Source organism: Pseudomonas sp. DW-iso17 (assembly GCF_058725345.1).
This window is the reverse complement of record NZ_JBZXEA010000006.1, coordinates 34,868-48,197: the sequence shown is the minus strand read 5'-3', so window position 1 is coordinate 48,197 and position 13,330 is coordinate 34,868. Positions and strand designations below refer to the sequence as shown.

Sequence of the window (13,330 nt, the reverse complement as noted above, 5' to 3'; positions counted from 1 at the left end):
AAACTTCAATGTATTCAATGGTTTAGAGTAGAGGCAGGCATCACGTAGCCCACTCAAGTTTGTATGCGGTGAATGTCAGCAACAAGGGCATTGATCGTTTGAGGCCGAGTAGCAAAATGGTTATGCAGCGGATTGCAAATCCGCCTACGCCGGTTCGATTCCGACCTCGGCCTCCACTCTTAGAAACCCCGTAGATTAGCGTCTACGGGGTTTTTTATTGTCTGTGATTTGCCTGCACTTCCAACGCCTCGTGAAACTGAACCAAACAAATGATGTCCGATTGCTATCGGCCAAGGACGAGGTCCGCCAAGCGCGCATTGGGTCTACGCTCAGTAAAGCCTCAAGCGACCTCCTCATGCCGGTTTAGCCGCGCGCTTATCCTGCCAGCGCAAGATAACGCCCGCACTCATCAAAGCTGACAGAGTGACCCATGAAACAAAAAATTCTTCTTGTAGCCGTGTGTGCTGCACTCATCCAAGGCTGTGCCGCCCCTTCCAAAAGCCATGAAGAATCACCTTCAATGCCTACTACCTCAGCAGCTGTAGCCCAGCCAACCTTATCCGCTTACGACTGGAACCTGGTCTCGGCAACGGACGCGTCGGGCAAGCCTCTTGTGGCGATGAACAAAGGCATCGAGCGCAAGTTGCGCGTTGCCTTCGGTGACAAGAACCTGAGCATCAGCGGTGGCTGCAATCGTCAGTTCGGCGGCTTTCACTATCAGGACGGGGTTCTGAAGGTTCAGCCACTGGCCTCTACGCTGATGGCCTGTGACAAGAGCCTGATGGACCTTGATGCCCAGGTAGGGCGGCTGTTCAAGGGTGAGCTGCGCGCTGTGATCACCGGCGATAACGTGGCGCCGATGCTGCAACTGACGACAGCGGATGGCTCGGTGCTCAAGCTGCAAGGCGAGGCCACCCCGCAGACCCGCTACGGTAGCGAGGGTGAGGTCAAGTTTCTGGAAGTGGCGGCCAAGACGGTCAAGTGCAGCCATCCTTTGATTCCAGATTATCAGTGCCTCCAAGTGCGCGAGCGTCGTTATGACGACGCGGGCCTGCAACTGGCGACCCAAGACACCTGGCATCCGCTGTACCAGCCTATCGAAGGCTTTGTGCATCATGACGGCGTGCGCACTGTGCTGCGGGTCAAACAGTACGAATGGAAGAATCCGCCAGCGGATGCGCCTTCGACGGTCTACGTGTTGGATATGGTGGTCGAGCAGGACGCTTCTGGCAGCAAATAAGCGAAAAGAAACCCCGTAGATTCGCGTCTAAGGGGTTTTTTATCGCCTGTGATTTATCCGTGTTTTCGACGAGTGACACGTCTAGATCAAGGGTTCTGGGTCGAACGGGGGTTGTCACCTGAGCTTTTGCAGACTACCCTGAAAATGTTTGAATTATTACAAACAATTTCGGTGTGGCTGTTTTTTCGGTCACACGGCTTCAGGACGAGGAACGAAAAATGTTTTCACATGAAGGTACCGCACTAGAGCTGTTGGTCTTGGTTTTTGGCGTCACTGGGGTGTTGTTGGTCGCCTGGTTTATTCACCATCAATACGAGCTCAGGTCGCGCAAGCATGTAAAAAAACAACATGCCTCTGACCAGCAGCGTGAAGCTCAAATCCGCTAACCGTCCCTTCACCTGTGCCAGCCTTTACGGCTGGCTTCAGAATCCGACTTTCAATGGCCTGCAAGGTTTTCCCGAGCCCACTGCTCGGCAGTGGTGACCGGAATCGACTGTTGCTCGTTGAAGGTGGCCGCCTTAGGCCAGGCCACACCCTTGCCTTGTGCGAATACGGCACGGTACTTCTTGATGTGGTGTGTGGGGTCTTGCTCCAGTGCCTGCATGAGATAGTCAACCGTCCACACGTTGCGTTTGAACGGGCGATCCAGAACACGCTCCAGCATGCTCGCAACCTGCCCATACGTCACGGTGTCGCCGGCCAGGTAGACAATCTGATTGCGCAGGCGGGGTTCGAAGAACACGATGTGTGCTGTCAGCGTACCGATGTCGTCCGGTGTGGTGAGCGTCACGCTGTTCTCCAGACTGCCCAGGGCGTTGACTGTGTTGTTGTCGAAGTCGACGACCTCGAACACCGGCTCGAACAGGAAGCTGGTGAACATGCCTGTCGAGATGATGACCCATTCAGTGTTGTGCTGGGCGCGCAGCAACTCGCGCACATCGAGCTGGGCATCGAACAGATCCTGGGGGCTGCCCCGACCAATTACTTCGAAATCCACGCCGAACTGCCAGGGGAAGTAGCGATTCACGCCGGACTTGAGCGCGGCGGTCGCCAGCTTCATCGGGGTTTCTCGGCCCGCGACCATGCCTGCGCAGCCGATCACGGTATCGAAGCGTGCGAAGACCTTGGCAAGTTGATCGATTGAGTCGTTCACCAAGTCTGCGGCGACCATCTGGATGCCCAGGCTGCGCAGCTCGTCGACCTCTGCCTTTTTTTCGGGCATTTGCGTGTTGATGGTCGATTCCCTGAGCAGCACGCTAATAGTGGAACCGGGCGCGCGTTTGGCCTCACGCGCCAGGTTGCGCAAAACCGGCAGGCCGAGTTCGCCGGCGCCTAGAACGAGGATCGATTGAGAGGGAAGTGGGGGCATTTCAGGCATGATTTCTCCGCAGACCTGTTGGCGATAAGATGAGCCCATGCTGGCACGATTCGGCAGCGCTCATAAGAAGGCACACGTGTGATACCAGGGGTAGAAATGACCGATCATGAAACGCTCAGCCAGGCAGAAATTATCTGCCAGTCGCTCAGGGAAGAAGACGATGGCGTCAGGCGTGAAGTCCTGGCTCACGCCGGTAGCCGCTGGTCATTGGGCATCCTGCATGCCTTGGGTGTGTACGGTGCGATGCGTCATGCCGAGATAAAACGGCAGATGACGGGTGTGACTCAGCGCATGTTGACCAAGACCCTACGCGCCATGGAGCGCGATGGTTTTTTGGTTCGACGCGAGTTCGGTGAGATTCCGCCACGCGTCGAGTACGAGCTGACGCCCCTGGGCAGGGAGCTTTTGATTCGCATGTCGCCTGTCTGGACCTGGGTGGTCGAAAACGTGGAGGACTTTCGCAAGGCGCGGCGTATGTTCGACAGTCAGGAGGGCAAAAAACCGGCATGGCAGGTTCCCACACCGGTTCCCGACGCGTCTCGGTAAGCGCTTAGGCTGTGCAAGTGTATGCCTCGATCCACCCCTAGCTGTACGGGGCGCAGCGCGCCATAACCCACTACTGTCGCAGGCACATCACCACCGCTTGGATGCCGCGCCATGATCATGTCTACCAGCCTGTTATCAGCTTTCGTGCTGTTCGCTTTTGTCTCTTCGATCACCCCGGGGCCCAACAACACCATGTTGCTGGCCTCAGGCGTGAATTTCGGCTTTCGCCGTTCGATGCCCCATGCGCTGGGGATCAGCATCGGTTTCATGCTGTTGGTGATTTGTGTGGGGCTTGGCTTGGGCGAGGTGTTCAAGCTGTTTCCGTGGGCCTACACGCTGTTGCGTTATGTCGGCGCCGCGTATTTGTTGTATCTGGCGTGGAAGATTGCCAATGCGGGCGGTATGTCTGATAACCAGGATGAACATGGCAAGCCGATGACCTTCCTCGGTGCGGCGGCCTTCCAGTGGGTCAATCCCAAAGCCTGGATCATGGCGTTGGGGGCGATTACCACCTACACGCCGGCCGAGGGTTATGTCACCAATGTGCTGGTGATCGCCCTGGTTTTTGCGGTGGTCAACCTGCCGAGTGTGTGCGTATGGGTGGGGTGTGGCAGTGGCTTGCGCAACTTGCTGCGCGAGCCGCGCTGGTTACGGATGTTCAACTGGTCCATGGCCGGGCTGTTGGTGCTGTCGCTGTATCCGATGCTGTTTGTGGGTTGAGGCGGGCGTAGGTAACCACGATGCGAAGCCTGCGTTCGGGCACACCGAGCCAAGGCGAGGTGCCGAGGGTGGGGCAAGAGCCCTTTGGTTACTTTGGGCTGGGCCGGCATTCCGGCTCTTTTCCAAAGTGACCCGCCGTCAGGCGGAACCCTAAGTGGCCGTTACCGCAGCGATGGATATGCACACAATCCAATTGTGTCGGCTGTCAGGCCGCCTTCGCGAGCAAGCCCGCTCCCACAGTTTGATCGCGGGGTGTCAGGTAGATAGGCGTCGGCTGTCAGGCCGTCATCGCAGGCAAGCCAGCTCCCACAGTTGGATCGTGGGGCGTCGGGTATGAGGCCGTCACGGGAGCAAGCTCCCTCGCCACGTTGATGCGGGCTTAGACCGGTGAGATGGTCGCCAACATGCCGATGCCAATGGTCAACACCAAAAAGCCAAACAGGAAAATTGCCATCTTGGTCATAAGGCCTCCGAGGGGAAGGGGACGACAGGAATGTCGGGATGGGGCTATTGTCCGCCTCAAGCGGTTTTCAATACAGGCGCAGATTGAAAAGAAAAAACCGTATCAGATCAGCGCGCAGCGCCTGGGCCGTGGCTTTTCAAGCGAACAGCTTTTATCAAGATCAGCGCCATGGCCGCTACCCGCCTTGAGCGTCACCTGAGACAGGCACTGCATTTGCCCCTAAGATAGCGCCCACTGCACAACAATAAGCGTGGGCCGACCCTCGATGGAAAGACGCCAGTTCAGCGGTGGCATGCAAGGCAAGAACCTGCGCTACCTCAGTGATAACCCCCAGCAATCAACCTCGGTCACCCGTGTCGGTTTTTTGCTGCTCGAACACTTCTCCTTGCCGGCCTTCACCCAGACCCTCGACACGCTGGTGACCGCCAACCTGTTGCGCCCTGATCTGTTCGCTACGCGCACTTTCGGGTGGGGCGAGGGCGAAGTCATCAGCGACCTGGGCCTGGTCATTCGCCCGGATGCGAACCTGATGCTGGCGACCTTGCAGGACTTGGACCTATTGGTGATCTGCGGTGGTTTTCGTACCGAACTCAAGGCCAGCGAGCCATTTGTCCAATGGCTGCGCAGTGCGGGTGAAGCGGGCGTGCGCCTCGCCGGTTTGTGGAACGGCTCGTGGTTCCTCGGGCGTGCGGGGCTGCTGCAGGGTTATCGCTGTGCCATCCATCCCGAGCATCGGCCGGCACTGGCCGAAGTGTCCAAGGCGGCGCAGGTCACCAGCGAACCCTACGTCATCGACCGCGACCGCCTCACCGCGTCCAGCCCCTCGGGGGCTTTCCATATGGCCCTGGACTGGATCAAGAGCCTGCATGGCAAAGCCTTGGTCGAAGGCATCGAAGATATTCTGGCGTTCGAAGAATCGCGCTACCGCCGCATCAAACCCACCGAAAACATCTGTGTCAGCGCGCCGCTGCGCGAGGTGGTGAAGCTGATGGACGCCAACCTCGAAGAGCCCCTGGAACTCGATCAGCTCGCCGTCTACGCCGGCCGTTCCCGCCGCCAGCTGGAGCGCTTGTTCAAGGAACAACTGGGTACCACGCCGCAACGCTACTACATGGAATTGCGCGTCACTGAAGCGCGACGCCTGTTGCAGCACACCGAGTTGTCACAGGTGGATGTGCTGGTGGCGTGCGGGTTTGTCTCGCCGAGCCATTTCAGCAAATGCTACAGCGCGTATTTCGGCTATCGCCCCTCCAAGGAGAAGCGGTTGGTCAAGTAGCAGCTCGAGCCCTGGGCGATACAAACGCTGCGGTTTTTCAGGGGCTGCGCGGCGATCCCTTCGCAGCCTCGCTGGGGCTCGACAGCTCCCACATTGGGTTCTCGGTATTCTCAGAATCGTTCCAGGCGGTAGAGGTGCAATTGCGGCACCTGCTCACCCGCCACAAGCTGCCCAACCCACTCGGCCGTCACCGCCGCTTGTGTCAGTCCCAAATGCTGGTGACCAAATGCAAGCAGCACTTTGCCTTCGCACACCCGGTCAATGATCGGCAGCGAGTCGGGCAGGGAAGGGCGAAACCCCATCCAGGGTGTGGCTTCGCTGTCGCTCAAGTCGTGTTGGAACAGCCCTTTGCTCAACCGGTGCAACTGCCAGGCCCGTTGCATATTGGCCGGGCGGTCGAGGCCGGCGAATTCGACCGTGCCGGCCAGGCGCAGGCCACCGGTCATGGGCGTCATGATGAATTTGCGCTCCAGTGAAGTGACCGCGAAGGGCAGGCGCTGTTGTTCGTGGGGCAGCATCAGGTGGTAACCGCGTTCGGTGTCCAGCGGCACTTGTTTGCCGGTGAGAGCTGCGGTGAGTTTGGCCGAGTGGGCGCCGCAGGCGATCAGCACTTGCTGCGCTGTCAGTACGCCTTGGTCGGTCATCAGGGAAACGCCGTTACTCTCCAGGCGTCCGTCCAGAACGCGCTGCTGAAGAAATTGCACCCCCTCAGCCTTGGCCGCGTTCACCAGTTCGCCAACCACCGTGTACGGGTCCAGAAAATGTCCGGTAGCGGGAAAGAACAAACCGCCTTGTATGGCGTCGCTCAGTTGCGGCGCAGCCTTGCGCACCGCATCGCCGCTCCAGAAGTCCACGGCGACGCCTTGTTGCCGCATGCGTTGCTGCACTGCATCCAGTGCAGCGCGGGATTCGCCGCGCTCATACACCAACAGCGAACCGTCTTCACGCAGCAATGGCGCTTGCCCAATCGATTGCAGCAAGCGTTGCCACGCGCCCAGGCTGCCTTCGTTCAGCGCGCGAAGGCCGGCTACGGTGCGCTGATAACGCACTGGCCGCAGGTTCAGCAGCAGGCGAATAAACCAGGGCAGGGCGCGGGGCAGATAGGTCCAGTCCAGGCGCAGCGGGCCCATGGGGTCCAGGAGCATGGCGGGCAAGCGCTTGAGGATCGACAGGTCGGCGATGGGGAACACCTGCTCCGTTGCCAGGTGGCCGGCGTTGCCGTAGGAGGCGCCCATGCCGGGTGCCTGCGGGTCGAGCACGACGACTCGGCGGCCTTGGCGTGCCAGCTGCAAGGCGCAGGCGACGCCGATAATGCCGGCGCCGACTACTACGATGTCTGCTTGCTTGGGATCGGCCATGATCATGCTTCTCGCTGGCCGTCGAGCAGGCGCCGCAACCGCAGCGGGTTGTCGTGCTGCAGCGCGGTGGGCAGCAAGGCGTCCGGGACGTCCTGGTAACACACCGGGCGCAGGAATCGCAGGATCGCCGCCGTGCCCACCGAGGTACTGCGCGCATCCGAAGTCGCCGGAAAGGGCCCGCCATGCACCATGGCGTCGCACACTTCTACGCCGGTCGGCCAGCCGTTCACCAGCAGGCGCCCAGCCTGGCGCTCCAGCACCGGCAGCAATGCCCGCGCCTGTGGCAAGTCGTGGTCATCCATCTGCAGGGTGGCGGTGAGTTGGCCTTCCAGGTGTTCGGACACCTGGCGCATGTGCTCGACATCACGGCACTGCACCACCAGCGAGGCGGCGCCGAATACTTCGGCTTGCAGGTGTTCATTGTTCAGGAACGCCTCGGCCTGGGTCACGAACAGATGGGGCTGGCCCTGGTTTGGCCCGGTCGCTGGCAAGCCTTTGGCGGCTATGGTGGTGTGCTGGGCCAGGGTCTTCAGGCCGGTTTCGCAGGCGCTGAAAATACCCGGTGTGAGCATGGTCTGGGACGGGCAACGCGAGAGACGCTCACTGGCGGATTGGACAAAACGGTCCAGAGCGGCGCCTTGCAGGGCGATCACCAGGCCAGGGTTGGTACAGAACTGGCCGGCGCCTTGGGTCAGCGACGCGACGAACCCATCGGCCAAGGCTTCGCTCCGAGCTTCAAGCGCAGCAGGAAACAGGTACACCGGGTTGATCGAGCTCATTTCCGCGTACACCGGGATCGGCTCCGGGCGTGCCTGCGCCGCTTGGCACAGGGCGATACCGCCACTGCGCGACCCCGTGAAGCCTACGGCCTTGATGCGCGGGTCGCGCACCAATGCGATACCCACCTCGTTACCCGCGCCGTAGAGCAGTGAAAACACACCCTCCGACAAGCCACACTCTTTAACCGCCTGGGCGATGGCGCGCCCCACCAGCTCGCTGGTGCCGGGGTGCGCGTTATGCGCCTTGACGATCACCGGGCAACCGGCGGCAAGGGCCGATGCGGTATCGCCGCCCGCCACGGAGAAGGCCAGAGGGAAGTTGCTGGCACCGAACACGGCTACCGGGCCCAGGGCGATATGACGCTGGCGCAGGTCGGCACGGGGCAGGGGTTGGCGCTGGGGCTGTGCGGTATCGACGCGCACGTCGAGCCATTCGCCCAGGCGCACGGTGCGGGCAAAAGCGCGCAGTTGCCCGCAGGTACGGCCGCGTTCACCTTCAATGCGTGCGCGAGGCAAGCCGGTTTCGGCGCAGGCGCGTTCGATCAACTCATCGCCCAGGGCTTCGATGTGGGTGGCGATGGTTTCAAGCAACGTGGCGCGATCTGCCAAGGTGGTTTCGCGGTAAGCGTCGAACGCGGCCCACGCCAGTGCGCAGGCCTGGTCGACGTGCTGCTCATCCCCGCCAGCGTAGGCGGGTTCCAGTGGGGTGTTGGTAGCGGGGTTGATCGCCCGGATCGCATCGCGATGGCCGCAAACGGATTGCTGACCGATCAGCATCTTGCCTGTCAGAGTCATGGGGGCATCCAGAAAAACAGAGGAGTGTTGTAGGCGCGAGCTTTTGTGGCGAGCAAGCTTGCTTGCGCTGGGGTGCGAAGCGCCCCCAATAAAAGCCGGAGGCTGCTGCGCAGTCAGCGGGAGCAAGCTCCCTCGCCACAGCAAGCTCGCGCCTACAGAAAATCAAGCGACGTTCTGTTCGGCCGACCAGTTGGCATACCACTGGCGGAACAGCGCGTACTGCTGCTCGGCATACCGGCGCTGGGCAGCGCTGAGGTCGTCGGTTTCGTTGAAGTGCAGGGCGTAGCCCTGGTCGCCGTTGAGCACCATCAAATGCTTGTAATACAGCACCAGGTCGCAGCCCTCGTCGAACGACGACAACACCGCCAGTGCAGCTTCCAGCTCGCGGGCCTGGCGACGCGCCTTGGCATCGCCCTTGGCGGCTTTTTTGCTCAGCGCCACCAGTTGCAGCACTTCGCGGGGCAGTGCGTTGCCGATGCCGGTAATGGCGCCGGTGGCGTTGCAGTTGACGAAGCCGTGCACCACTTGGGTATCGACGCCGACCATCAGGGTCACATCGTCATCCTGGGAGGTGATGTTTTCGGCGGCGTAGCGCAGGTCGGCGGCGCCGCCGAACTCCTTGAAGCCGATCAGGTTCGGGTGCTCGCGGCGCAGTTCGAAGAACAACTCAGCGCGGGTGGCGAAACCGTAGTAGGGGCTGTTGTAGATCACCGCCGGCAGGTCGGGCGCGGCGTTGAGGATCGCTGCAAAGTGGGCCTTTTGCGCAGTGGCCGAAGCACCTCGGGACAGCACGCGGGGAATCACCATCAAACCATCGGCGCCGACTTTGGCGGCATGGGCTGCGTGAGATACGGCTTCACGGCTGTTCACCGCACCGGTGCCGACGATGGTCGGCACACCCGCAGCCACCAGGCGCGCCACGCCTTCCTGGCGCTGGGCCTCGGTGAGCAGCGGCCAGTCGCCCATGGAGCCGCAATACACCACGGCACTCATGCCGATGTCGATCAGCTCGCGGCCCTTGGCCACCAGTGCATCGAAGTCCGGTTGGCGCTCGGCGGTGCAAGGGGTCATCAGGGCGGGCATGCAGCCGGTGAAGATGTTGTCGCTCATGGTGCTAACTCCGGTTTCAGTTGAATGAATAATGGGCTCAGATGCCCCAGGCAAACGGGTCTTGTTCGTCGATCAGCAAGGTGCTGTCGGCGGTCATGTAGGCGCGGCCGGTGATGAATGGGCGTACGTGTTCGCCGTCCCACTCATAGCGGCCGAGGAATTGGCTGCCGGTGATGCTGGCTTGTACCCAAAGTTCTCCTGCGGCCAGTTTTGCGTCGGCGGCCAGGCAGGCGAGCTTGGCGCTGGTGCCGGTGCCGCAGGGGGAGCGGTCATAGGCTTTACCGGGGCACATTACGAAGTTGCGGCTGTCGGCGTGGGCGTCGTCGGCGAACAATTCGATATGGTCGATCAGCGCACCGTCTGCGCCACGGATGCCTTGGGCTTCGAGGGCCTTGAGCATGGCCCAGGTGTAGTCGGTCAGGGCCTCCACGTTATCCATCTGCAACTCATGGCCGTGGTCCGACACCAGGAAGAACCAGTTGCCGCCCCAGGCGATGTCGCCCAGCACCACGCCATGCCCAGGCACCTCAACCGCCACCTGCTTGCGGTAGCGGTAAGCGGGCACATTGCGCAGGGTCACGCTGCCGTCTTCGTGCAAGGTGGCCGCGACCGGGCCGACCGGCGTGTCGAGGCTGTGCACGCCCGGTTGGATCAGCCCCAGGTGGTGCAGCGAGGCAATCAGGCCAATGGTGCCGTGGCCGCACATGCCGAGGTAGCCGGCGTTGTTGAAGAAGATCACCCCGCAGGTCGCCCCCGGCGTGACTGGCGCACAGTACAGCGCGCCCACCAGCACATCGTTGCCCCGGGGCTCCAGCAGGCAGGCGCGGCGCCATTGATCGTGGTGGGTGCGCAGGTGGTCCAGTTGATCGGCGATCGAGGCACCCGCCAGTTCGGGAAAGCCGTTCATGACCAGGCGTGTAGGTTCACCGCCGGTGTGTGAGTCAATCACGTGCAGTCGTTTCATAAGGCGCTCCATCAGTGGGTAGTCGGGGACAGTGGGGCGCTGTAGTGCGCGTCGCTGACGGCTTCGCTTTCGTCCTCTTCCTGCTCCAGGCGTACCAAGTGGGCGGGTACGCCGGTGGCGGCGCCCCAGTAGTAAATGCCCAGGGCGCAGGCCGCCACCACCAGGGTGTCAAACGGGTGGCTGATCACACCAATACCGCCAAAACTGCCGAGCTTGGAGAGCAGGATGGTCACGGCGTAGAAGCCGATCAGCCAGGCCGAGGAGCGTACTTGTTGCTTGAGGTTCAGGTGCGCGGTCGGCACCCAGCGCGCGCACAGCAGGTACACCACAAACATCAGGATTTGCAGGCCCAACAGCCACGACACCGTGCTCCAGCCCGACCAGTAGACGATCAACGCAGCGATGATGAATGACAGCGGGCCCAGCACCGCCATGCCCTTGACCCGAAACGGGCGCGCCATGTCGGGTGCATTGCGGCGCAGGGCGGCGACCGTCACCGGGGCCACGGCATAACTGAGGATCAGGGCGGCAGACACCACGTTAATCAGCGCTTCCCAGGACGGGAACGGCAAGGTCCAGAACACCGACAGGCCAAAGGTCAGCCACAGCGCCGGGCGCGGGATGCCGGACTTTTCATCGATGCGCGTGAATATCTTGAAGAAGGTGCCAGTCTGCGCCCAGCCATACACCACGCGCGGGGTGGCGTTCATGTAGATATTGCCGCAGCCGCTGGGAGAGATCACCGCATCGGCCACCACCAGGTAGGCCAGCCAGCCCACGCCCAGCGCCAGGGCGATATCGCGATAGGGCAGGGCCAGTTCCTTGCTGATGCCGGCCCAGCCATTGGCGAGCATGTCGGTAGGCACGCCGCCGAGGAACGCGGTTTGCAGCAGCACATAGATGGCCGTAGACAACAGTACCGAGAGGATCAGGGCGATGGGGATGGTGCGCTGTGGGTTTTTCACTTCGCTGGCCACCGAAATGATCGGCGTCAGGCCCAGGTAGGCAAAGATCACCCCGCCTGCCGACACGGCCATCTCGATACCTGATAAGCCGAACGGCGCGAAGCCATGCACCTGGAAATTCGCCGGCTTGAAGAAGGTGAACAGCACGCCGATCACCAGTAACGGCACGATGAACTTGAACACGCTCACCAGGTTATTGGCGATCGCAAAGGTCTTCACGCTGCGGTAGTTGAGCACAAAGAACAGGCACAGCAGGGCAAATTGCACCAGCCAGCCCAGGGTGGTGGGGTCGCTGGAACCTGCCTTGGTCAGCTGCGGAAACCAGGCTGCGGCGTATTGGCGCGAGGCGACCACTTCAATTGCTACCAGGCTGGAAAACGCGATCAGCGTGATAAAACCCATCAGGTACCCGAGCAGCGGACCGTGGGAATACACCGGGTAGCGCACCACGCCACCGGCGCGGGGCAGGGCGGCGCCGAGTTCGCAGTAGACAATGCCCAGCAGCAGCACGGCGAAACCACCGAGCAACCAGGAAAAAATTCCCGCCGGGCCTGCGATGGCAGACACGTGGCTGGCGGCGAACAACCAACCCGAACCGAAGATGGCCCCCAACCCGATAAAGGTGAGGTCCATCAGTGACAGCTGTTTCTTGAACTTGCCTTGGCCTGACATAGCGGCGCCTTCTTGTGAGTTATTGGATAGGCATGCAGTGGCGCTATCCTGAACCCACATGCCCGGCTGACGATTGATGTTTTATGCGGCGATGGATGACGAATTCAGCACAATTTGCCGCGCTCGACAGCGCTCGTTCCATGGCGCAATCTGCTGGCTGTCGACGAAAAAAAGGGCAGATAAAGTCATGTTGCAGAGCGCGTTCGCGAGCCTTTTCCAGGGCAGCCGACCCCACAACATCGAGCAGCTATTGAGCGGGGTAGAGCAGTTGCTGCCGATGCTCGATGTACTGCCCAACGCCGCGATTTTCATCAAGGACATCGACGCGCGCTACGTGCTCGCCAACCGCACCCTGGTGCAACGCTGCGGCCTCAAGCAGCTGCAACCGCTGCTGGGCAAGACCAGCGCCGAAGTGTTTCCCGCACAATTGGGCCCCGGCTATACCGAGCAAGATCGGCGTGTGTTGAAGCAGGGGCTGGTACTGGAAGATCAACTCGAATTGCACCTCTACGGCACCCGCGAACCCGGCTGGTGCCTGACCCACAAGTGGCCGCTGTACAACCAACTCGGCGCGATCATCGGCCTGGCCGGAATTTCGGTGGACTTGCAGTCTGCCAGCGAAACCCACCCGGCCTATCAGCGCCTGGCGGCGGTGGACGAACACATCCGCAGCCACTTCAACCGCCGCGTCACCCTGGGTGAATTGACTCGCATCGCCGGGATTTCCGTGGCGCAACTGGAGCGCTACTGCAAACGCGTGTTTCACCTCACGCCTCGGCAAATGATCCAGAAAGTCCGGCTTGAGCATGCCCGGCGGTTGTTGCATACCGAGCTGCCAATTACCGAGGTGGCGCTGCAATGCGGCTACACCGATCACAGCGCGTTTACCCGGCAGTTCAAATCTTCAACCGGGTTCACCCCGAGGCAGTACCGGCAAGCGACGCAAGGCGGCAGGCCAGATGAAAATCTAATGTGGGAGGGGGCTTGCCCCCGATAGCAGTGTGTCAGTCAGGCTATTTTTATCTGATCCACCGCCATCGGGGGCAAGCCCCCTCCCACATTAG

General features: G+C 61.2%; 12 protein-coding genes and 1 tRNA gene. 7 read left to right on the top strand and 6 right to left on the bottom strand.

Annotation, left to right across the window (positions count from 1 at the left end; translation table 11 throughout):
• Positions 1 to 102 precede the first annotated feature (102 nt).
• The 3 genes from AC4PS6_RS05290 (at position 103) to AC4PS6_RS05280 (ending at position 1,626) form a co-directional block, all read left to right on the top strand.
• A tRNA-Cys gene (locus AC4PS6_RS05290) sits at positions 103 to 176 on the top strand.
• 344 nt (positions 177 to 520) lie between these two features.
• Entirely contained in the window at positions 521 to 1,240 is a 720-nt protein-coding gene (locus AC4PS6_RS05285; RefSeq protein ID WP_233085901.1) for an META and DUF4377 domain-containing protein, read from the top strand.
• Positions 1,241 to 1,458: 218 nt separating this feature from the next.
• Positions 1,459 to 1,626 carry a hypothetical protein gene (locus AC4PS6_RS05280; protein WP_165835032.1) on the top strand — a complete coding sequence of 56 codons (168 nt, stop codon included), beginning with the start codon at positions 1,459 to 1,461 and terminating at the stop codon, positions 1,624 to 1,626.
• A gap of 50 nt (positions 1,627 to 1,676) precedes the next feature.
• On the opposite strand, the gene AC4PS6_RS05275 is transcribed toward AC4PS6_RS05280, so the two are convergent.
• On the bottom strand, positions 1,677 to 2,618 hold the full coding sequence (locus tag AC4PS6_RS05275) for an aromatic alcohol reductase (RefSeq protein WP_014718585.1): 942 nt from the start codon (positions 2,616 to 2,618) through the stop codon (positions 1,677 to 1,679).
• Between the two features lie 96 nt (positions 2,619 to 2,714).
• Between AC4PS6_RS05275 and AC4PS6_RS05270 the strand changes: the two genes are divergently transcribed.
• The 3 genes from AC4PS6_RS05270 (at position 2,715) to AC4PS6_RS05260 (ending at position 5,623) form a co-directional block, all read left to right on the top strand.
• On the top strand, positions 2,715 to 3,164 hold the full coding sequence (locus AC4PS6_RS05270; RefSeq protein WP_019817122.1) for a winged helix-turn-helix transcriptional regulator: 450 nt from the start codon (positions 2,715 to 2,717) through the stop codon (positions 3,162 to 3,164).
• Positions 3,165 to 3,275: 111 nt separating this feature from the next.
• Positions 3,276 to 3,884, top strand: a complete 609-nt coding sequence (locus AC4PS6_RS05265; RefSeq protein WP_032902400.1) for a LysE family translocator — start codon at positions 3,276 to 3,278, stop codon at positions 3,882 to 3,884.
• A gap of 755 nt (positions 3,885 to 4,639) precedes the next feature.
• Positions 4,640 to 5,623, top strand: a complete 984-nt coding sequence (locus AC4PS6_RS05260) for a GlxA family transcriptional regulator (protein WP_336827455.1) — start codon at positions 4,640 to 4,642, stop codon at positions 5,621 to 5,623.
• A gap of 110 nt (positions 5,624 to 5,733) precedes the next feature.
• Here the strand turns inward: AC4PS6_RS05260 and AC4PS6_RS05255 are convergent, their stop codons facing one another.
• The 5 genes from AC4PS6_RS05255 to AC4PS6_RS05235 form a co-directional block, all read right to left on the bottom strand.
• Positions 5,734 to 6,981, bottom strand: a complete 1,248-nt coding sequence (locus tag AC4PS6_RS05255; RefSeq protein ID WP_336827453.1) for an NAD(P)/FAD-dependent oxidoreductase — start codon at positions 6,979 to 6,981, stop codon at positions 5,734 to 5,736.
• A gap of 2 nt (positions 6,982 to 6,983) precedes the next feature.
• The gene (locus AC4PS6_RS05250; protein WP_336827452.1) at positions 6,984 to 8,555 is read right to left on the bottom strand and encodes an aldehyde dehydrogenase (NADP(+)); all 1,572 of its coding nucleotides are present in this window, start codon (positions 8,553 to 8,555) and stop codon (positions 6,984 to 6,986) included.
• Between the two features lie 162 nt (positions 8,556 to 8,717).
• On the bottom strand, positions 8,718 to 9,665 hold the full coding sequence (locus AC4PS6_RS05245; protein ID WP_020302723.1) for a dihydrodipicolinate synthase family protein: 948 nt from the start codon (positions 9,663 to 9,665) through the stop codon (positions 8,718 to 8,720).
• A gap of 37 nt (positions 9,666 to 9,702) precedes the next feature.
• The gene (locus tag AC4PS6_RS05240; protein ID WP_020302724.1) at positions 9,703 to 10,629 is read right to left on the bottom strand and encodes a 4-hydroxyproline epimerase; all 927 of its coding nucleotides are present in this window, start codon (positions 10,627 to 10,629) and stop codon (positions 9,703 to 9,705) included.
• A gap of 11 nt (positions 10,630 to 10,640) precedes the next feature.
• Positions 10,641 to 12,266: an APC family permease gene (locus tag AC4PS6_RS05235; protein ID WP_020302725.1), complete on the bottom strand. Its 1,626-nt coding sequence runs from the start codon at positions 12,264 to 12,266 to the stop codon at positions 10,641 to 10,643.
• 187 nt (positions 12,267 to 12,453) lie between these two features.
• On the opposite strand from AC4PS6_RS05235, the gene AC4PS6_RS05230 reads away from it, so the two are divergent.
• Positions 12,454 to 13,263: an AraC family transcriptional regulator gene (locus AC4PS6_RS05230; RefSeq protein ID WP_019817117.1), complete on the top strand. Its 810-nt coding sequence runs from the start codon at positions 12,454 to 12,456 to the stop codon at positions 13,261 to 13,263.
• Positions 13,264 to 13,330: the final 67 nt, after the last annotated feature.